Origin of the sequence: Niallia sp. HCP3S3_B10, from assembly GCF_052064465.1 — a bacterium.
Lineage (GTDB): Bacteria > Bacillota > Bacilli > Bacillales > Cytobacillaceae > Niallia > Niallia hominis.
Window position 1 is genome coordinate 1 of the sequence record NZ_JBQHVO010000081.1, and the last position, 19,524, is coordinate 19,524.

A 19,524-nucleotide genomic window follows, 5' to 3' on the forward strand; every position below is an offset into this window, starting at 1 on the left:
ATTCACTTTGCCTTACAGGGATTAAAAGGTTTTTAAAAAAGAAAAAAACGAAATTTTGATGAAAGAAAACATTTAGAAAACGGATACAAAAATAGGAGTTTTACTTAATAAAAGGGGAGCTATAAAAAAACTCCCACAAAAACTTGACTCAATCGTAACAACTGAGTTGTATTTATATGGAATGCTAAAAGGTAGATATTTCTGCCTTTTTAATTTGCCTTTAATAACAGGGCAATTAATGATAACTCTATCTTAAGAAGGTAGTTTTTCCCCTTTTACTCGAGATCACAGGACATTTGCCTGTGCTTTTTTTATTGGAAAATAACCAATGGAGGGTAAAATAATGGAAAAAGTATGTCTTGAATTAGTAAATATAGAAATTGCGTATTTAGATCGGATCGTGTTAACCATACCAAGATTATCTGTACATCAGTTTGATCGAATTGGTATTGTAGGGAAGAACGGAGCTGGTAAGAGCACCTTGCTAAAATTAATGGCAGGTAGGATTCAGCCAGAGAAAGGAAAAATAAATAGTTTTGTAGATTTCGCCTATTTTGATCAATTAAACCCACCTGAGAAAAAAGAAATAGAGTATGACTTAATCGGAAAACTTTCTATCCCTAAAACGGCATTAGAAAATTTTAGTGGAGGGGAGCTTACAAAACTCAAAATAGCAGAGATTTTCTCCAACTATAGGGAAGGCTTATTATTTGATGAGCCAACAACCCATTTGGATAAGTTAGGAAAACAGTTCTTATTAGAAGAATTAGAGTACTATTATGGTGCGCTTATTCTTGTCAGTCATGACCGGACTGTTCTTGATAAATTAGTGACGAAAATATGGGAAGTAGAGGATGGAATCGTAACGGAATATACAGGGAATTATTCCGATTATACTGCTCAAAAGGAACTACAGCGAAAACAACAGCAGGAGCAACATGAGAAATATGTAAAGGAGAAAACTCGACTTGTAAATGCGGCGGAAGTAAAAAGAAAAAATGCAGACAAAATCACGCAGGCTAACGGCCATATTTCTAAAAAAGGAACAAAAGCAAAAGCTAATAAAATGTTTATGACTAAATCAAAAGATACAAGCCAAAAGTCTGTTCAACGAGCAGCAAAAGCGATGGAACAGCGAGTAGAACAATTGAAAATGGTAGAAGCTCCTAAAAACGAACAACAGTTGCGGTTTCAACAGTCAGAAACGCTTACCATGCATAATAAGTTTCCCATTATGGGCGACAGAATTATGTTGAAAACAGGAGAAAAAATACTGCTTCAAGACGTAAGCTTTCAATTTCCATTAGGAAAGAATATTGTGATTACTGGAAAGAATGGTTCAGGGAAAACATCCCTTTTAAACTATATCATTCATCAAAAAGAGGGAGTTACTATCTCTCCGAATGCTGTTCTTGGTATGTATAAACAGATGGACTATCAATTTATAAAGAACCAATCAGTCAAGGATTATATGAAAGAAAAGAGTGATTATGGAGAAAGTAAAATTCGTTCTGTTCTTCATTCGATGAATTTTTCAGGGAATGATTTAAAAAAGAATGTCTGCCAATTAAGTGGGGGAGAAGCTATTCGATTAACATTATGTCAGCTTTTTCTAGGAAGATATAATGTCCTATTTTTGGATGAGCCGACAAACTTTTTAGATATATATTGTATCGAAGCTTTAGAGCGATTTTTAAAAGCATATGAAGGAACAGTCATTCTTGTTTCACATGATCAAGCATTTATTGAGCGTATTGCAGATTATATATATGAAATCGAAAATAATCAATTAGTTTTGAAGAAATTTGAATAATACATGGAATCTTGCATGAATTGTGCAAGAAAAGTCGGAAGCGTGTTAAATTTGTTTGGTAAATTTTATAAAGAAGGGGAGGGCATGAAATGGATGTAATTAAAGGAATGAATCAGGCTCTTCAATATATCGAAGAGCATTTGTCTGAAGAAATAGATATGAAGCAAGTTGCTAGGATTGCTCTTTGTTCTGAGTACCACTTTAAAAGGATGTTTTCGTTTCTCGCTGGGATATCACTAACAGAGTATATTTGTAAAAGAAGGCTAACGATTGCTGCATTCGAGCTAGAGAATAGCCATTTAAGAATTATTGATATTGCCGTTAAATATGGCTATTCATCACCTGATTCGTTTACAAGAGCATTTCAACGTTTTCATGGAATAGCGACTTCTGAAGCGAGAATCAAGGGAATCCCATTAAAGGCATATCCACGAATGTCCTTCCAATTAACCATTAAGGGAGGAGTCGAAATGAATTACCGAATAGAAGAAAAGAATGCTTTTCATATAGTAGGTATGATGAAGAAAGTACCGATTATTTTTGAAGGGGAGAACCCGGAAATCAATGCTATGTGGAAGCAGCTAGGGCAAGAGAAGATTAGTGAACTACTACAACTATCAAATGTGGAACCAAGAGGGATAATTCAAGCATCGACAAATTTTTCAGAAGAAAGGATGATGGAAAAAGGTACTCTTGATCATTACATTGGGGTTGCTACAACAGAATCCTGTCCAAAGGGCTTTGCAGCTTTAGAAGTGCCTAATCTAACTTGGGCTGTGTTTGAGTCAGAGGGTCCTTTTCCGGAAACAGTACAGACAGTATGGGGAAATATTTATGCCGAATGGTTCCCATCTTCAGGCTATCAACAAATGCAAGGACCTGAAATCCTATCAATTAAAAGTAAAGATTTACAGTCTCCGAAAGTACCATGTGAAATTTGGATACCTGTTAGTAAAAGGTAGCAGCATTTGTAAATAAAGTTTTTTAAGACGGTTTAATAAGAGAGAGTTACTTAAGAGAGGGAAGGCGAATCAAAATTCGCCTTCCCATTGCTTAATAATCCAAATGCTTATAATACAAAAGATATTCTTTTTCATTAAGTTTCTTCAATTTATATTTTCGAATATCGTTTTCCAGCTTCTTTTGATCGGTATTTTTATTACTTAGCTTCAATGCAAGCTGATAAAAAATTTCACCTAGAATGTATATGGTACCAGATGAACCTAATTCAAGACCTAATGTTTCTGTCTCTGACAGCTGTGTTTTTGCCAATTCCTCGATTTCTTTTTTATAATCCTCTTTAATTAAAATATGGGATTCTTTGTTTGCAAAGGCGAGCAGTAAATCCTCTGTATTGTATACTTCAAAATAGGCAGTGTTCTTTTCTAATTGCAAAAGTTCATCTAATACTGTTCCTTCGCTTTTTTCGACTGTTTCAGCAATAGCTTGAATGGTTTTTACTGAATAGCTGCTGACATTCTTTTTGTTGACGGCAGCTAGCATTTGTTGACTTATGCCAGTTTGTTTAAAAACATCATAACGCTTTTTTCCATTCTTTTGTAAATAGACGTCAAGTAAGCTCACAATATAACCACCTTTACTAAAAATTTGTTTACTAAAATGTATTTTAGTGCAGGTGGTTAATATTGTAAATGGTTTAATGTAATCTTTACGTCATATTTCCAATTTTTGTAGTATTATGATTATTCTTTGTTAAAATAAAAAATTATAGTTTGTAAATGAAATAAAATTAGTAACAGGAGAAATAAAACACAGAAATTATTTGCGATTTATTAATACAAATAAAAAATAGGCTTAATTTATGATGTAGACAGACAGAAAGAAAGAGAGTTTAGTAGAATGGAATAATTTTTGAAAGGATGAGGCATATTTTCCATGAATTTGGTATCATAGAAAATTTTAATAAACAGCAAGCATACAATCATTACACACCTGATCTATATGAGTGTATAACAGTAAATGATGATTTTATACAAGAGATGATAAAAAAATTACCGATGATGAAAACATTTTTCCATACATATGAAAGACCTGCTAATGGTTTAGCATACTACGGAATAACGCTCATTCCTCCTGAGTCGTTACCAATATTTTTAGATATCGTCTTGAATAATATAACAAGAAGAAAATCGGAGGAGCTTATCGATCTAGCTATAAAAATAAAAGAAGCACAGGAAGCAAAAAAATACATGATTCACTATGGGATATAAGATCAGAGTGGATTATGTATTTTTTTGCTAGGATAATCTCATTGGTTGTCGTCCTGAAGATTCTCCCTTGATAAGTCTAAATATATTTAAATAGATTCCATAACTTCCTTCAAAGTTGGGATGGAGGAAGCGGCACCTTTACGTGTTACAGCAATAGATGCTGCTTTTGAAGCGATTTGAAGAGCTTTCTTTATGTCGGCATGCTGAGAAATCTGGCTTAAGAAATATCCTAAAAATGTGTCTCCAGCTGCGGTGGTATCAACCGCATTGACTTTATAGACAGCTTGACTAAACTCTTGTGAATTATCTTTATAAATGACTCCTTGTGTACCTAATGTTAAAACAATTTTCATTTGATTGTTCAAGGATAGAAGCTGTTGAAAAATTTTCTTCGTTGAATCTTCACCTGTAATAGATTTTGCTTCAATTTCATTTAAAATTAAGTAATCTATTTTAGAATAATCTAATGTTGTAAAACCCTCATCAATTGGGGAAGGGTTAAGCACAATTTTTATGCCTCTTTTATGTGCTGTTTCCACTATGTATTCTAAATGGTTAATTTCGTTTTGCAATAGGAGAATATCTTTCGTTGAAAAATTTGCAAGAACGTGATTAATTTGCTCTATCGTTATTTCTTTATTTGCTCCACCAAATAAAAGAATGCAATTTTCCCCATTGGAAGACACTTGTATGATGGCATGGCCTGTCGTGCTTCCATTTTCGTCAATCCAATCCGTATTTACATTTGATTCAGACAAAATATCTTTTAGGAAAAGACCGTCAGTGCTAATTTTCCCGCAATGGAATACTTCTGCTCCGGCTTTTGCAAGAGCGATCGACTGATTTAACCCTTTTCCTCCAGGAAATTCTTCATAATTGGTAGAAGATAATGTTTCTCCCGCAGAAACGAAGTGAGGAACAGTATAAACTTTATCGATATTTAAAGAACCGAAATTTAATATTTTCAATGATTTCACCTCTTGAAAGTTAACTTATTTATAGAATAGCATTGATTTTTCTTTATATAAATGGGAGAAATTTGTTAAAGTAGTAGAGAAGTGGGGTTTTAGGAAGTGTATAGAAAAAAGGACTTCAAAAAAGCCCCTGTCTTATTAGTTAATTTGCAATAGTCTTTGGATTCCTAGTGATCATCATTATTAGAAACTAAATGAACCACATTAGGATAAATAAATGACCAAAAATAGCAAAAATCGTCCAAAGTTCTCCCTGTTGTAATTGGAGAATTAAATGTTCCCACTCATTCTGATTAATATCTCTTTCGATACTATTAATAATGACGATTATCGGAATAATTAAAGTTAAAATAAGGCTTAATGAGAAGAAGAGCCTTTGTTCACCTTTGAAAATACTGAATATTGTTGAAATTGCTCGGACATATGATAATAATACAAATTTATTGTAAAAAGTAACCAACGTTATTTCTATTAGAGTTAGGAGAATCTAAAAATGCTTACTCTCTACATAACAAGACATGGAGAAACAAAATGGAATACAGAAAAAAGGATGCAAGGATGGAGTGATTCAGCGTTAACGGAAAATGGAGTGAAAAATGCGATATTATTAGGAGATAGATTGAAAGAGATTGAGTTTGAGGCTATTTATACGAGTCCAAGTCAAAGAACCGTCAAAACAGCGAATCTAATTAAAGGGGATAGAAAGATTCCGCTTATTTTAGATGATTATTTAAAAGAAATCAATATGGGCATATGGGAAGGAGAAACATTAGCTAATTTAAAAGATAATTATCCAGAACAATTCGACTTCTTTTGGAATGCTCCTCATCTGTATAAATCCATTGATGGAGAAGATTTTTTTGAAGTGAAAAACAGAATATCTAAAGCATTGAAAAAAATACGAGACAAGTATTCAGCCGGTAATATCCTCCTTGTTACTCATTCAGTAGTGATAAAAGTACTACTGGCTATTTTTAAAGACTTGCCAATCGAGAAAATTTGGGAACCTCCTTTTATTTATGATACTAGTCTCACTGTTGTAGAAATGGTTAATGATACAGCTCAGATTGTATTAGAAGGCGATTTAATGCATAGGCAGGATAAATAATTCATAGGAGTGTACATAAAATGAAAATCTTTGATTCGCATTTTCATATTATAGATAATCATTTCCCGTTGATTGAAAATCAAGGCTATATACCAAATACATTTACTTCAGATGACTATTTAAATGCTATAAAAAACTTAAATATAGTAGGTGGTGCAATTGTTTCAGGATCATTCCAAGGCTTTGACCAATCTTATTTAGTTCAAGCATTAAAAAATTTAGGCAGTAATTTTGTAGGTGTAACACAACTACCTGCTAGTGTCTCAGATGAAGAAATTATTCAATTAAATGAAGTTGGTGTGAAAGCTATTCGATTTAATTTAAAACGTGGTGGCTTTGCCGAAATTTCACAAATGGAGTATCTAGCAAGAAGAGTATTTGAATTAGTTGGTTGGCATTCAGAAATCTATATGGATTCTAATGATTTAGAAGATCATGCTACATTAATAGAAAAACTTCCTGCTGTGTCTATTGATCATCTAGGATTATCTCAAACTGGTTTTTCAAATCTACTATATTTGGTTGAAAAAGGAGTAAAGGTAAAGGCAACTGGTTTTGGGAGAATTGATTTTGATCCATGTAATGCTATCAAAAAAATACATGAAGTAAATCCAACGGCTTTAATGTTTGGAACAGATTTACCTTCCACGAGAGCGAAGCGGCCTTTTCAAGTATCTGATATAGACATCATTTTGAATGCTATAAGAGAAGAAGCAAATTTAGTACTATATCAAAATGCAATGGATTGGTATTTTAAATAAAAAAGATGGAGGCTTTGTATGGATTATATTCAGCATATAAGATCAATGGTTGGTCAAGAAAAAATAATTATGGTGGTTGCAGGTTCGATTGTTTTTGAAAACGAAAATAGAATTCTTTTACAAAAGCGTTCTGATAATGGCGAGTGGGGGATTGCTGGCGATTTTATGGAGCTTGGAGAAACAATTCAAGATACTGCAAGAAGAGAGGTATTTGAAGAAACTGGATTAAAACTAGGTAGCTTGGAGTTATTTGCTATTTATTCAGGATCTCAATATGATAAGACTTTTTCTAATGGAGATCAGGTCTCCATGGTACAAGTAGTTTTTATTTGTAAAGATTTCACAGGGGAATTAATAGCGCAAAATGGAGAATCACTAGCTAATAAATTTTTTGAAATGGAAAATTTACCTGAACCATTATTTAAAGACCATCGAATGATTTTCGAGGATTTATTATCTGAAAAAGAGGTTCCTATCATTACATAACCAGGAGAAATAATACATTAGGGAACTCGATGTTCGATATATTCAAGTGAAATTAAAACAAATTGGAATAATAGGAAGGAGAAAACAGTTTGATAAAATAGAGTTTATCGAATTATCAACAGAAAATATCGATGAAAAGGGCTGTTATTGTTTAAGAAGCAAACCGAAGTCTACAGGTTATCAAGGGAAAAAAGGTTGGTTAATAGACCAATTTGGACAAGGATTAAAATATATTCAACTGTTAGAGCATGAAAAGCTGGCTGGTTTTATTGAATATACGCCAATAGAATATTCCTCAAGAGTAATATATGGGGAAAATTACTACGTCATCCATTGCCTATGGGTTAATATAACTGGGAAAGGATATGCCACTCAACTAATTAAAAAGGTTATTCAAGATGCTAAAGATCATAAGAAGAATGGTGTTATTGTTATAACAAATCCAACAACCTCTTGGACACCAAGCAAAGAAGTTTTTATAAAAAACGACTTTGTTGAAGTAGAGCATGCACCATATGGATTTGAGTTATTAGTCTATAAAATGGATGATGTGCCAAATCCGTATTTTCCTAATGATTGGCAAGAACGGCTAACTCGTTATAACGACCAATTAACCATTCTTCGAACAGCACAATGCCCTTATATAGATATAGCAATTGATAATGTAATAGAAGCTGCAACAAAGCTAGATATAAAGGCAGAAATCCAACATCTACAAACACGAGAAGAATTATTAAAGCTTTCTCCTACTCCATATGGCGTTTATGGAGTGATTTATAGGAATCAATTGATCTCTTATCATCGACTTACGGTTCATTCTGCGATGAAACGATTGAGGGAATTAGCATAAATTCAATTGAAAAAGTACCTCATAAGAATTGGGGTACTTTTTAGTGAAAGTCTTGTTATTAAAATGGAATTTTACTATTTGCTATTGTTTGTTTCTGTTAGTATGATATCAATTTTATGTTTTTGTGCTTTTGCCAAAAAATCCTCTGGGACCTCATAATTAGTGATGATCCCATCTATTTCTTCGGTTTTCGCAAATGTTGCGATAGAATTTTTATTGAATTTTGTATGATCTAGTAGAGCGATAACTTTATTTGAAGCTTCTACCATTGCTTTTTTTAATTCTACTTCGTAAACACTAAAATCAGTTAAGCCAGCTTCAAAAGAGAATCCGTTTGCAGAAGCAAACATAATGTCAATATTAATATTATTTAATATATTGATTCCTAAACTGCCCTCAAGAGAAAAAGAGCCTTTTTTAACAATCCCCCCAAGCAGAATCACTGTAATACTTGGATGATCTCGTAATTCTAAAGCCGTATTTATCCCACTAGTAACAACGGTTAAGCGATAAGGCATGTCATTTAGCAATCGTGCAAGTTCAAGAGCGGTTGAACTAGAATCAAACATTAGACATTGACCGTCTGAAATAAGTTCACTTGCTTTTTTTGCGATACTTAATTTTTCTTTTTTGTTTTTACCTTCTCTTGTAAAAAAGCTGAATTCTTTATCTGTATCAGAATTAGCTAAAACTGCCCCCCCATGTGTTCGTTTTAATAATCCTTCTTCTTCCATCTTTGTGAGATCAGTTCGAAGTGTTGCTTCTGAAACATTTATTTCTTTAGAAAGGTCTTTAATAATGATTCTCTGATCTTCTTGTAATTTTTTCATAATAATTTGTCTTCGTTCTGACGCGAATTTTTTTTCTTTCAATTACATCACCTATATTCCTATATATATTAGATCTATATTTGTACAAAAAATGAAGGAGTACTATTTAAACTATTAATACTATTACATCATTATTTTAAAAAAATGTAAATGGATTAGTTCGTAAATAAAAACAAACGAAAATAAATGGAAAAAAATAAAAGAAAAAATTGACTAAACGATAATAAAGGGAATATAATGAAAATGTGAAAAACATAATGTTAGTTTATCAGCGGTAGAAAATGTTTTCAATACTATTCTATAAGGAGTGGTGAATTGCAGGATTTTAAAATTATGCAAAATGAAAGCGTTGTCTGTTTTATTGAGCAAAAGTTTGTTTTGATTAGCAAATCAGTAAATGTATTAAATAACTAGTCTTATAAAATATCAAATTTATAGGCTACACTAAAAAATGAAAAGGAGTAAAAAGATGAATACAAACACTGTTATTAATGAAGAATTTAAAGAAGTTGTGATTCCAAAAACAATGAAGGCGATTGTGGCATATGAACCTGGTGATTATCGTTTAGAAGAGGTAGCTGTTCCAGAGATTACTGATGAAGAAATATTAATTAAAGTAGAGGCTTGTGGAATTTGCGCTGGAGATGCAAAAGCATATGATGGAGCACCAAGTTTTTGGGGAGATGAGAAGCAACCAGCTTACATAAAAGCGCCAATGATACCTGGCCATGAATTTATTGGTAATATTGTAGCGGTAGGAAATAAAGTAGAAGGATACAAAGTTGGAGATAGAGTAATCTCAGAACAGATTGTTCCTTGCTGGGATTGTCGTTTTTGTAAGCGCGGTCAATATTGGATGTGTGAAAAACATGATTTATATGGTTTTCAAAATAATGTAAATGGTGGTATGGCAGAATATATGAAGTTTACAAAAGAAGCTATTAACTACCATGTACCAGAAGAATTGCCGATTGAAAAAGCTATATTAATAGAACCGTATGCTTGTTCCTTCCATGCAGTTCAACGTGCAAAAATTCAACTTGGTGATATCGTTGTTCTGGCTGGAGCGGGAACGTTAGGACTTGGTATGATTGGGGCGATTAAAAAATCGGGTCCTGGAAAGTTGGTTGTATTAGATTTATTCGACGATCGTCTAGAACTTGCAAAAAAATTTGGTGCAGACCTTGTTTTGAATCCACTAAGAGATGATGTAACTAAAATTATTAAAGAGATGACAGATGGGTATGGTTGCGATATTTATATTGAAGCAACTGGAGCACAAAAATCTGTAGAACAAGGGCTAACATTAATACGTAAATTAGGTACATTTGTTGAATTTAGTGTTTTTAAAGAGCCGGTAACAGTCGATTGGAGTATTATTAGCGACAGAAAAGAACTAGACGTATTAGGTTCCCACTTAGGACCATACTGCTATCCTCTAGTAATTGAAGGTATTATGAATGGAGACTTGCCAACTGAAGGAGTTGTCACCCACAAGCTTCCTTTAGAAGAATTTGAAAAAGGCTTTAAATTAGTGAAAGACGGTAAGGAATCACTAAAGGTTATTCTAATTCCAAATTACCAAGCAGAATAAGGAAGCTATATGAAAAGCAGTTATTTATGGAGTTTCCATAATAACTGCTTTTGTTAAAAAATACGACTAAAGCGGGGGGAAAAGTATGAATATGTTATTATCCAAGTTAGGTATGGATAAGAAAATGGCATTGGGGTATATAGGAGTATTAGTTTTTATGATGGGGGATGGCCTTGAACAAGGCTGGTTATCATCTTATTTAACAGATAATGGGCTTTCTATTCAACAATCTGCTCTGCTTTTCAGTATTTATGGTTTTGCTGTTGCAATTGCAGCGTGGCTTTCAGGTGTATTAGCAGAAATTTTGGGACCGAGAAAGGCGATGGCATTAGGATTTACTCTATTTATTATTGGTACACTTGTATTTTTAATTATTGGTATCCCAACAATGAATTTAGCCGTCATGATTCCAACCTATTCCCTTAGAGGACTAGGCTACCCACTATTCTCCTATTCCTTTCTTGTTTGGTTAACCTATTATGCTCCAAGTGAAAAGCTAGGAACAGCAGTTGGGTGGTTCTGGGTTTCTTTTGCGGGGGGTTTAAATGTTCTAGGAGCTTATTATTCTAGCTTTGCTCTTCCGATATTAGGAGAAATAAAAACATTATGGAGTGCTTTAATATTTGTAGTAATTGGGGCTATTTTAGCAATTTTTATAAATAAAGACAGTAGTAGTGAAAAATCAAATGCAAAATTTAAAACGAAAGCCGAAGCAATCAAATATATCGCCAAAGGAATTACCATCGCTTTTGAAAAACCAAAAGTAGGGTTAGGAGGAATTGTTCGTACTATTAATACAGCAGGTGCTTATGGATTTGTCGTATTTTTACCTGCCTATATGATCGAAATTGGTTTTACAAGAACAGAATGGTTACAAATTTATGGCGCTCTTTGGTCAAGTAATGTAATTTTTAACCTTATTTGGGGTGTTATAGGAGATAAGTTAGGATGGAGAAATACAGTTATGTGGTTTGGTGGGGTTGGTTGTGCAATTTTTACTGCGTTAATATACTATGTTCCGCATTTAATGGGAGCAAACTATTTTGCAACAACTTTGGTAGGGATATGTTTTGGTGCCTGTCTCGCTGCTTATGTTCCTTTATCTGCGCTAATTCCTTCTTTAGCACCAGAAAGTCGGGGGGCTGCAATGTCGATTTTAAATCTTGGAGCAGGTTTAAGCACATTTGTAGGACCTGCTTTAGTTGGTCTATTTATTGCAAGCGTTGGGACGGTAGGCATTATTTGGATATATACTGGATTATATTTATTTAGTGCTTTTTTAATGTTATTTGTTAATTTGCCAAAGAAAAAGGTTCAGGGAGTAGAAGAGGATAATATAAATCTGAATACCAGTACTGTACAATAAACGATGCATCATAGCGAGAGAATTTAATAAATAATCTCGCTATTTTTATGGTGTTAAAAAGAAAAAACCGAAAATAAACGAAAGTAAACAAAAATAATAATTGACAAATACGAAATAAAATGAAAGAATATAACTATAAAGGAAATGGAATTAAGTAGAAAAAAAGTATGTATATAGGGAGATGACATGTTAAAATGAGAATTGGAATAGGTTCTGATCACAATGCTTTTGTTCTGAAAGAAAGTATTAAAAGTTATGTAATAGAATTAGGTCATGAGGTTGTAGATTATGGTTGCGATGATAATTGTAGTGAAGTAGATTATCCTGAAGTAGCATTTGAAGTAGGAAATGGAATTATAGAAAAAAAGATTAATAGAGGAATTTTAATTTGTGGAACAGGTATAGGGGTTGCAATTGCAGCTGGAAAAATACCAGGGATAAGAGCAGCCTTGTGCCATGATGTTTATTCAGCAGAACGGGCTCAAAAGAGCAATAATGCTCAAATCTTAACGATGGGTGCACAAATTATCGGTGTAGAAGCAGCAAAAAAGGTTGTGAAGGCATATTTAGAGTCAGAATTTACTGGTGGTAACTCTGGAAGAAAAGTTCAGCAAATCATAGATAAAGAACAGGAATATTTGAAAGGGGTAGCAGTAAATGAAGAAACTTATCAATAATCCAACAAATGTAGTAGATGAAATGATTGAAGGATATGTAAACGCTTATCCCCAATATGTTAAACAATTAGAAGAAAATAAACGATCCCTTGTTACCGCAAAAAAATCTCGTGAAAATAAGGTAGGGGTACTAATTGGTGGTGGTTCAGGGCATGAACCTGCGTTTATGGGCTATGTAGGAGAAGGGATGGCAGATGGGGTCGCTGTTGGTAATATATTTGCTTCGCCTCCACCAGATCCAATTCTTGAAGCAACAAAAGCAATTGATAAAGGTGCTGGGGTTGTGTATATATATGGAAATTACGCAGGAGATGTAATGAATTTTGGGATGGCTGCTGAATTAGCAGATTTAGAATGTGGAATTGAAGTCGGATCTGTTCTAGTAACAGATGATGTTGCTTCGGCGCCAAAAAATGAAATAGAAAAACGCCGTGGAATTGCAGGAGAGTTTTTTGTAACAAAAGTAGCAGGTGCAGCTGCTGAGAATGGATATTCTTTCGCGGAAGTTATTCGAGTAGCTCAAAAAGCAAACGATTACACTCGTTCAATGGGTGTGGGATTAACACCATGTTCCCTTCCTCAAACAGGGAAGCCGAGTTTTGAGCTAGCAGAAACGGAGATGGAAATTGGTCTTGGCCATCATGGAGAACCAGGAGTAGAAAAAGGGGAGTTAGCACCAGCTGACGATGTAGCAGAACGCCTAGTACAAGATATTTTAGTAGACATGCCGTTAGATCAAGGGGAAGAAGTTGCTGTTCTTGTAAACGGTTTAGGCTCAACTACTCGAATGGAACTTTATATTATGTTTCGTAAAGTAAAGCAAATTTTAAGTGAGAAAGGTATTGTAATCCATCGTTCGTATGTTGGTGATTATAGTACTTCTCTAGAAATGGGCGGCTGCTCGGTAACATTAATTAAATTGGATGATGAATTAAAAGAACTAGTAGATCAACCAGCTGATTGTGCAATGTTTGTTCAAAGATAAGGAGGCGAAAAAATGAAATTTACGGCAGAGGACTATAAAAGGTTTTTAAAAAATGTTGTTACGATAATTGAAGAACAAAAAGATTATTTATCAGAGCTTGATAGAAAACTAGGAGATGGAGATCATGGTGTTACCATGTCCATTGGATGGCAAGCAATTGATGAAAAATTAGAAACGGATCTAAAGGAAGAAACAGATTGCGGAAAAATTGCAGTGCTGGCAGGTAAAACATTTCTAAGTGCAGTTGGTAGCTCGGTTGGACCATTATATGCAACTGGTTTTTTGAGAGGGTCTAAAGCATTTCAAAATAAAACGGAGTTATCTGATGAAGACTTAGCTAATTTTTGGATTGCATTTATTGAAGGGGTAAAGGACAGAGGAAAAGCAGAAGTTGGTGATAAGACAATGATAGATACTTTGCAACCAACTGTTGAAACATTGCAAAAGCATTTTGCACAAACAAATGATTTCAGTGCTTCATTTAAAAAAGCGGTTGAGGCAGGGGAAAAAGGGATGTTATCTACAAAGGATCTTTTATCAAAACGTGGAAGATCAAGTAGATTAGGGGAACGTTCGTTAGGTTACCAAGATCCAGGTGCGACATCTGCATATCTAATCCTTGCAACCTTTTTAACAACAGTCCAAAGTACACAGACGGTTTAAAAAATACATGGAGGAAAGTGTGAATATACTTTCCTCTTCATTTAGAAGATTGGTTAATGAGCTCGGTAATATCATACATTTCAATGTATAAAAATTCATTTTGTTGAATAAAAAAAGGTGGAGGAGATATAATGAAGTCTTCCAATATTGCTTTCAGAAAAGATGATGTACAAAGTCTTGCAATCGATTTTTTAGCAATTTCGCAGAAAGCAGCGATTGCATCTTTTCCGTGGATCGGAAAAGGTAATAAAAATTTAGCAGATGGTGCTGGAACAGAATCGTTGCGAGAAGAAATGAATAAAGTGGATATGCAAGCAGTAATTGTAATTGGTGAAGGAGAAATGGATGAAGCGCCAATGTTATATATTGGTGAGGAGCTTGGGACTGGAAATGGGCCAAGTCTTGATATTGCAGTTGATCCAGTCGAAGGTACTACATTATTGTCAAAAGGACAAGATAATTCATTATGTGTCATTGCAGCATCTGCAAGGGGAAGTCTTTTACATGCGCCTGACATGTATATGGAAAAAATTGCAGTTGGTCCTAAGGCAAAGGGATGTATAAATATTGAATGGTCTTTAATGGATAATATAAAAGCAGTAGCACAAGCGCAAAATAAGGAAATGAAAGATATTACCGTTATGATTCAAGATCGTCCTCGCCACCATCATTTAATTGAGCAAGTTTTTTCGTTAGGAGCAAGTGTTAGACTATTCTCTGATGTAGATATCACAGCAGCTATCGCAACTGCTATTGACGAAAGTGATGTGGATTTATTTGTCGGAACGGGAGGAGCGCCAGAAGGTGTTATTTCTGCAACTGCTTTAAAATGTTTAGGCGGAGATTTTCAAGGAAAATTAATCCCAAAAGATCAAGAAGAATATGATCGCTGTGTAAAAATGGGAATTACAAACCCGAATAAAGTCTTGAAATTGAACGATATAATTCGTTCTGAAGATTGCTTTTTCGTGGCTACAGGCATTACGAATGGGATGCTTTTACAAGGGGTACGCAGTATGGATGATAAATCGAGATTAACACATTCTTTCGTTACTATAGGAGGAGATAGCGAAAACTATCAATTTATAGAAGCAAAACATTCCTTAAAATAATTTTTAAAACATGAATTTTAATATAAAAAAAGAAAATATCTACAGTTATTATAGATATATTTTTAATAACAGAGCGTTTCTGTATTTATAAATGATATTAAAATAAGGAGCCCATAATAATGATTAATCAAAAAGTGGATATTGATACATTAACGATTAATACGATTCGGACGTTAGCAATCGATGTAATTGAAAAAGCTGGTTCGGGACATCCTGGAATGCCAATGGGTGCAGCACCTATGGCATATGTATTGTGGTCAAAAATAATGAATTATAATCCTAACAATCCTAATTGGTTTAATCGTGATCGGTTTGTACTTTCAGCAGGACATGGTTCCATGCTTCTTTATAGTTTATTACATTTAACTGGATATGATCTTTCTAAAGAAGAGCTTCTCCAATTTCGTCAGTGGGGAAGTAAAACACCTGGACATCCAGAATTTGGTCATACACCTGGTGTCGATGCGACAACTGGTCCACTTGGCCAAGGTATAGCTATGAGTGTTGGCATGGCTATGGCAGAAAGACATCTTGCTGCAACCTATAATCGGGAAGAATTAAATGTAGTAGATCATTACGTCTATAGTATTTGTGGAGATGGAGACCTAATGGAAGGCGTTTCAGGAGAAGCAGCTTCTTTAGCCGGCCATTTAAAATTAGGAAAATTAATAGTTTTATATGATTCGAATGATATTTCATTAGATGGAGATCTATCAATGTCTTTTACGGAAAGTGTAGAGAGTCGTTTCAAAGCATATGGATGGGAATATTATCGCATTGAGAATGGAAATGATATCGAAACTATCCAACAAGTGCTTGAAAAAGCAAAAGAAAATAAAGACCAACCAACACTAATTGAGATTAAAACAATAATCGGATACGGTTCTCCAAATAAAGGAGGAAAATCAGACTCACATGGTTCTCCTTTAGGAATAGACGAAATCCAATTAGTAAAACAATCATATGACTGGTCATATGATCAACCATACTATATACCGAATGAGGTTTCGGAATATTTAGAAAAACTAAAAAATCTATCTGCTGAAAAAGAGGCGATGTGGAATCATTTATTTAAGAAATATAGAGAAATATATCCAAATCTCGCAGAACAATTAAGTGGAGCGATTAAGGATGAGTTACCAGAAAATTGGGATAAGGATATTCCGAAATATTCGATAGGCGAACATTCGCTTGCAACAAGATCTTCGAGTGGAGAAGTTCTTCAAGCACTTGCAAAGAATTTCCCATCCTTATTTGGTGGATCAGCGGATCTTGCCTCATCCAATAAGACACTGATAAAAAATGGGGGCGATTTTTTACCAGATAACTATAAAGGAAGAAATATCTGGTTTGGAGTACGAGAATTTGCAATGGGAGCAATCTTAAATGGAATGGCGTTACATGGTGGAATAAAGGCTTTTGGTGCAACCTTCTTTGTTTTCTCTGATTATTTACGCCCAGCAATCCGTCTTTCTGCGTTAATGAAGTTACCAGTAATCTATATTTTTACACATGATAGCATTGCAGTAGGAGAAGATGGACCAACTCATGAGCCTATTGAGCAGCTTGCCTCATTACGAGCGATGCCTGGTTTATCTACTATTCGCCCAGCAGATGGTAATGAAACAGCTGCCGCATGGAAATTATCGGTAGAAAGTAAGGATACACCGACAGCTCTCATACTATCAAGACAAAACTTGCCAACACTGGTAAATAGTGATCAAGCATATGTTGGAGTAAAAAAAGGTGCATACGTAATATCAAAAAGAGATAAAGCGGTTGGTCTACTATTAGCATCTGGGTCAGAGGTTGCGTTAGCTATAGAGGCACAAAGGTTACTTGAAGAAGAAAATATTAACGTATCTGTTGTTAGTATGCCATCATGGGATTTATTTGAAAAACAATCAAACACTTATAAGGAAACTGTCATTCCAAAAACTATTTCAGTTCGATTAGCATTAGAAATGGGAGCATCACAGGGGTGGCATCGCTATGTTGGGAATGATGGAATGGTATTAGGAATAGATAAATTTGGAACCTCGGCACCAGGAGAAAAAATAATAGAAGAATATGGATTCACACCAGAGAATGTGGTGGCAGAATTCAAAAAAATACTTACTATAGTTTGATCAATTAATAAAAATGAAGAAAGGAAGGCTACTAAATGGGATATCAAGGATTCGATAAAAATTTCAATCTAACAGATAAGGTAGCAGTCGTTACAGGTGGTTCTAGTGGAATCGGGAAAGCAACAGCAGAGCTTTTTGTAGAAAAGGGGGCATATGTAGCTATATTAGATATAAAGGATAATGTAGTAGAAGTAGCTAAAGCTATTCATTCTAACCGAGTATTTGGTATAAAAACGGATATTACAAAAAAGGAATATATCGAAGAAGCTATCAGAACAGTAAAAGATAAATTTGGAAAGATTGATATTCTATTTAATTCAGCCGGAGTGGCTTTACTTGAAAAGGCGGAAGAGCTATCAGAAGAATACTGGGATAAGACCATGGAATTAAATTTAAAAGCATCTTTCTTACTTGCTCAAATTGTAGGTAAAGAAATGATAATAGATGGTGGAGGTAAAATTATAAATATGGCCTCACAGGCTGCGGTCATTGCATTAGATAAGCATGTAGCTTACTGTGCAAGTAAAGCTGCTATTGTATCGATGACTAAGGTCTTAGCAATGGAGTGGGCAAAATATCAAATAAAAGTGAATGCTATTTCTCCAACCGTTATATTAACGGAGCTTGGTGAAAAAGCATGGGCAGGCAAAGTTGGAGAAGATATGAAGAAACTTATTCCAGCAGGACGATTTGGTTATCCTGAAGAAGTGGCAGCATGTGCGGTTTTTTTAGCAAGTGATGCTGCTAATATGATTACTGGTGAGAATTTAGTTATAGATGGAGGATATTCTATTAAATAAGTTTATATGTTTATAAATCTATTTTAATAAATTATGGATAATTCAGTTATCGTTTAATTTAGAAAAGTTGAAAATAGATATTTAAGAGAAGAAAAATAATAGTAATGGAGGGTTTCATTATGAAGTTTTTTATCGATACTGCCAATATTGACGAAATTAAAAAAGCGTATAGATTTGGGATATTGTCAGGGGTAACAACTAATCCATCTTTAGTAGCCAAAGAAGGGGTGAAATTTGAAGATAGAATAGAAGAAATTGCTCAAGTCGTTTCTGATGTGGAATCTGTTTCTGCTGAAGTGCCACCAGATGCACTTACAGCAGAAGAGATGATTCAAGAGGCAGAAGAATTAATCAAAATTAATGGTGGAGATGAAAAGATTACCATTAAGCTTCCAATGACATTAGCAGGCTTAGAAGCTACCCGTTATTTATCTCAAAAAGGTATTAAAACAAATGTAACCCTCATTTTTACAGTGAATCAGGCATTATTAGCTGCTCAAGCTGGTGCAACCTATGTTTCCCCATTCTTAGGTCGTTTGGATGACATATCAGAAGATGGGGTATTATTAGTAGAAAAAATTGCAAAATTGTTTCAAATTCATAATTTAGATGCACAAATTATTGCAGCTTCTGTTCGTCACCCAGATCATGTTACTCGTGTCGCATTAGCAGGTGCGCATATAGCTACCATTCCTTATAGTTTGATTGAAAAGTTAATCCAGCATCCATTAACAGATCAAGGAATGGAAAAATTTGCTTCGGATTGGAAAAAATAATTATTAAGTTTACAGAAGGATATTCCAAAAGAAAAAATAAGCACTTAACATGGATGTATTGATAATGAACTGGAAAAATAAAAAGACTGAGGTAATACTTAAGCTAATAGTTAGTTTTGCTTAATTAAGACTATAAACAAAGCCGCAATAAGGTCTTTGTTTATAGTCTTTTTATATATGGGGAATTATGTATATATAGAGTTTTGTTCGTTTGTTCTTTTACATTCTTAAGAGAACTTTAAATAAGGAATCCCAATTTTATTTACTATAATAAAATTAGGCTGTTTTCGTAAAGTTTGTGGTTTTTTGGACAAGGTTAAGGAAATACTGAATATTACAGGTAAATCGACATAATTGAGGAAAATTGTG

The 19,524-nt window shown here is 34.1% G+C and carries 19 protein-coding genes; 16 read left to right on the forward strand and 3 right to left on the reverse strand.

The features are described 5' to 3' along the window. Positions 1 to 343 precede the first annotated feature (343 nt). Complete coding sequence (locus ACTNDN_RS22635; RefSeq protein WP_441132314.1) at positions 344 to 1,813, forward strand: Msr family ABC-F type ribosomal protection protein; 1,470 nt, start codon at positions 344 to 346, stop codon at positions 1,811 to 1,813. Positions 1,814 to 1,902: 89 nt separating this feature from the next. Then, entirely contained in the window at positions 1,903 to 2,775 is an 873-nt protein-coding gene (locus ACTNDN_RS22640; protein WP_031539678.1) for an AraC family transcriptional regulator, read from the forward strand. Positions 2,776 to 2,866: 91 nt separating this feature from the next. On the opposite strand, the gene ACTNDN_RS22645 is transcribed toward ACTNDN_RS22640, so the two are convergent. Continuing rightward, the gene (locus ACTNDN_RS22645) at positions 2,867 to 3,397 is read right to left on the reverse strand and encodes a hypothetical protein (protein WP_251630076.1); all 531 of its coding nucleotides are present in this window, start codon (positions 3,395 to 3,397) and stop codon (positions 2,867 to 2,869) included. A 296-nt stretch (positions 3,398 to 3,693) separates the two neighbouring features. Here ACTNDN_RS22645 and ACTNDN_RS22650 point away from each other — a divergent pair, with 296 nt between their 5' ends. Next, entirely contained in the window at positions 3,694 to 4,044 is a 351-nt protein-coding gene (locus ACTNDN_RS22650; protein ID WP_441132317.1) for a short-chain dehydrogenase, read from the forward strand. An 86-nt stretch (positions 4,045 to 4,130) separates the two neighbouring features. Here the strand turns inward: ACTNDN_RS22650 and ACTNDN_RS22655 are convergent, their stop codons facing one another. Beyond that, entirely contained in the window at positions 4,131 to 5,012 is an 882-nt protein-coding gene (locus ACTNDN_RS22655) for a ribokinase (protein WP_441132319.1), read from the reverse strand. Positions 5,013 to 5,511: 499 nt separating this feature from the next. Between ACTNDN_RS22655 and ACTNDN_RS22660 the strand changes: the two genes are divergently transcribed. From ACTNDN_RS22660 to ACTNDN_RS22675, 4 genes are read left to right on the forward strand one after another with little or no spacing between them, the layout of a single operon-like run. After that, positions 5,512 to 6,126, forward strand: coding sequence for a histidine phosphatase family protein (locus ACTNDN_RS22660; RefSeq protein WP_441132321.1), 615 nt, complete (start codon positions 5,512 to 5,514; stop codon positions 6,124 to 6,126). Positions 6,127 to 6,146: 20 nt separating this feature from the next. After that, positions 6,147 to 6,887, forward strand: coding sequence for an amidohydrolase family protein (locus ACTNDN_RS22665; RefSeq protein WP_284561661.1), 741 nt, complete (start codon positions 6,147 to 6,149; stop codon positions 6,885 to 6,887). An 18-nt stretch (positions 6,888 to 6,905) separates the two neighbouring features. Beyond that, entirely contained in the window at positions 6,906 to 7,373 is a 468-nt protein-coding gene (locus tag ACTNDN_RS22670) for an NUDIX hydrolase (protein ID WP_284561662.1), read from the forward strand. Positions 7,374 to 7,419: 46 nt separating this feature from the next. Continuing rightward, entirely contained in the window at positions 7,420 to 8,223 is an 804-nt protein-coding gene (locus tag ACTNDN_RS22675) for a GNAT family N-acetyltransferase (protein WP_441132323.1), read from the forward strand. A 74-nt stretch (positions 8,224 to 8,297) separates the two neighbouring features. Here the strand turns inward: ACTNDN_RS22675 and ACTNDN_RS22680 are convergent, their stop codons facing one another. Next, positions 8,298 to 9,095, reverse strand: a complete 798-nt coding sequence (locus tag ACTNDN_RS22680; RefSeq protein ID WP_284561664.1) for a DeoR/GlpR family DNA-binding transcription regulator — start codon at positions 9,093 to 9,095, stop codon at positions 8,298 to 8,300. Between the two features lie 427 nt (positions 9,096 to 9,522). Here ACTNDN_RS22680 and ACTNDN_RS22685 point away from each other — a divergent pair, with 427 nt between their 5' ends. The 9 genes from ACTNDN_RS22685 (at position 9,523) to fsa (ending at position 19,155) form a co-directional block, all read left to right on the forward strand. After that, entirely contained in the window at positions 9,523 to 10,647 is a 1,125-nt protein-coding gene (locus tag ACTNDN_RS22685) for an MDR/zinc-dependent alcohol dehydrogenase-like family protein (protein ID WP_441132325.1), read from the forward strand. A gap of 85 nt (positions 10,648 to 10,732) precedes the next feature. Then, the gene (locus ACTNDN_RS22690; RefSeq protein ID WP_284561666.1) at positions 10,733 to 12,013 is read left to right on the forward strand and encodes an MFS transporter; all 1,281 of its coding nucleotides are present in this window, start codon (positions 10,733 to 10,735) and stop codon (positions 12,011 to 12,013) included. Between the two features lie 194 nt (positions 12,014 to 12,207). Then, the gene (gene rpiB, locus ACTNDN_RS22695) at positions 12,208 to 12,690 is read left to right on the forward strand and encodes a ribose 5-phosphate isomerase B (protein ID WP_284561667.1); all 483 of its coding nucleotides are present in this window, start codon (positions 12,208 to 12,210) and stop codon (positions 12,688 to 12,690) included. After that, a complete protein-coding gene (locus ACTNDN_RS22700) occupies positions 12,671 to 13,675 on the forward strand; it encodes a dihydroxyacetone kinase subunit DhaK (RefSeq protein ID WP_441132327.1) in 1,005 nt (334 codons plus the stop codon). Before rpiB ends, ACTNDN_RS22700 begins: the two co-directional genes overlap by 20 nt. A 12-nt stretch (positions 13,676 to 13,687) precedes the next feature. Next, positions 13,688 to 14,338 (forward strand): dihydroxyacetone kinase subunit DhaL, encoded by a 651-nt coding sequence (gene dhaL, locus ACTNDN_RS22705; RefSeq protein WP_284561669.1) that lies wholly within the window; start codon positions 13,688 to 13,690, stop codon positions 14,336 to 14,338. Between the two features lie 131 nt (positions 14,339 to 14,469). Next, positions 14,470 to 15,450 carry a class II fructose-bisphosphatase gene (glpX, locus tag ACTNDN_RS22710; protein ID WP_284561670.1) on the forward strand — a complete coding sequence of 327 codons (981 nt, stop codon included), beginning with the start codon at positions 14,470 to 14,472 and terminating at the stop codon, positions 15,448 to 15,450. Between the two features lie 119 nt (positions 15,451 to 15,569). Further along, positions 15,570 to 17,579, forward strand: coding sequence for a transketolase (gene tkt / locus ACTNDN_RS22715; protein WP_284561671.1), 2,010 nt, complete (start codon positions 15,570 to 15,572; stop codon positions 17,577 to 17,579). 35 nt (positions 17,580 to 17,614) lie between these two features. After that, entirely contained in the window at positions 17,615 to 18,379 is a 765-nt protein-coding gene (locus ACTNDN_RS22720) for an SDR family oxidoreductase (protein ID WP_284561672.1), read from the forward strand. Between the two features lie 119 nt (positions 18,380 to 18,498). Next, positions 18,499 to 19,155 (forward strand): fructose-6-phosphate aldolase, encoded by a 657-nt coding sequence (gene fsa / locus ACTNDN_RS22725; protein ID WP_284561673.1) that lies wholly within the window; start codon positions 18,499 to 18,501, stop codon positions 19,153 to 19,155. Positions 19,156 to 19,524: the final 369 nt, after the last annotated feature.

Bases quoted from the DNA above. Each gene is read 5' to 3' on its own strand.
- ACTNDN_RS22685 (WP_441132325.1), top strand. From the start codon at position 9,523: ATGAATACAAACACTGTTATTAATGAAGAATTTAAAGAAGTTGTGATT.
- fsa (WP_284561673.1), top strand. From the start codon at position 18,499: ATGAAGTTTTTTATCGATACTGCCAATATTGACGAAATTAAAAAAGCG.
- rpiB (WP_284561667.1), top strand. From the start codon at position 12,208: ATGAGAATTGGAATAGGTTCTGATCACAATGCTTTTGTTCTGAAAGAA.
- ACTNDN_RS22660 (WP_441132321.1), top strand. From the start codon at position 5,512: ATGCTTACTCTCTACATAACAAGACATGGAGAAACAAAATGGAATACA.
- ACTNDN_RS22700 (WP_441132327.1), top strand. From the start codon at position 12,671: ATGAAGAAACTTATCAATAATCCAACAAATGTAGTAGATGAAATGATT.
- tkt (WP_284561671.1), top strand. From the start codon at position 15,570: ATGATTAATCAAAAAGTGGATATTGATACATTAACGATTAATACGATT.
- ACTNDN_RS22640 (WP_031539678.1), top strand. From the start codon at position 1,903: ATGGATGTAATTAAAGGAATGAATCAGGCTCTTCAATATATCGAAGAG.
- dhaL (WP_284561669.1), top strand. From the start codon at position 13,688: ATGAAATTTACGGCAGAGGACTATAAAAGGTTTTTAAAAAATGTTGTT.
- ACTNDN_RS22670 (WP_284561662.1), top strand. From the start codon at position 6,906: ATGGATTATATTCAGCATATAAGATCAATGGTTGGTCAAGAAAAAATA.
- ACTNDN_RS22650 (WP_441132317.1), top strand. From the start codon at position 3,694: ATGAGGCATATTTTCCATGAATTTGGTATCATAGAAAATTTTAATAAA.
- glpX (WP_284561670.1), top strand. From the start codon at position 14,470: ATGAAGTCTTCCAATATTGCTTTCAGAAAAGATGATGTACAAAGTCTT.
- ACTNDN_RS22720 (WP_284561672.1), top strand. From the start codon at position 17,615: ATGGGATATCAAGGATTCGATAAAAATTTCAATCTAACAGATAAGGTA.
- ACTNDN_RS22635 (WP_441132314.1), top strand. From the start codon at position 344: ATGGAAAAAGTATGTCTTGAATTAGTAAATATAGAAATTGCGTATTTA.
- ACTNDN_RS22665 (WP_284561661.1), top strand. From the start codon at position 6,147: ATGAAAATCTTTGATTCGCATTTTCATATTATAGATAATCATTTCCCG.
- ACTNDN_RS22690 (WP_284561666.1), top strand. From the start codon at position 10,733: ATGAATATGTTATTATCCAAGTTAGGTATGGATAAGAAAATGGCATTG.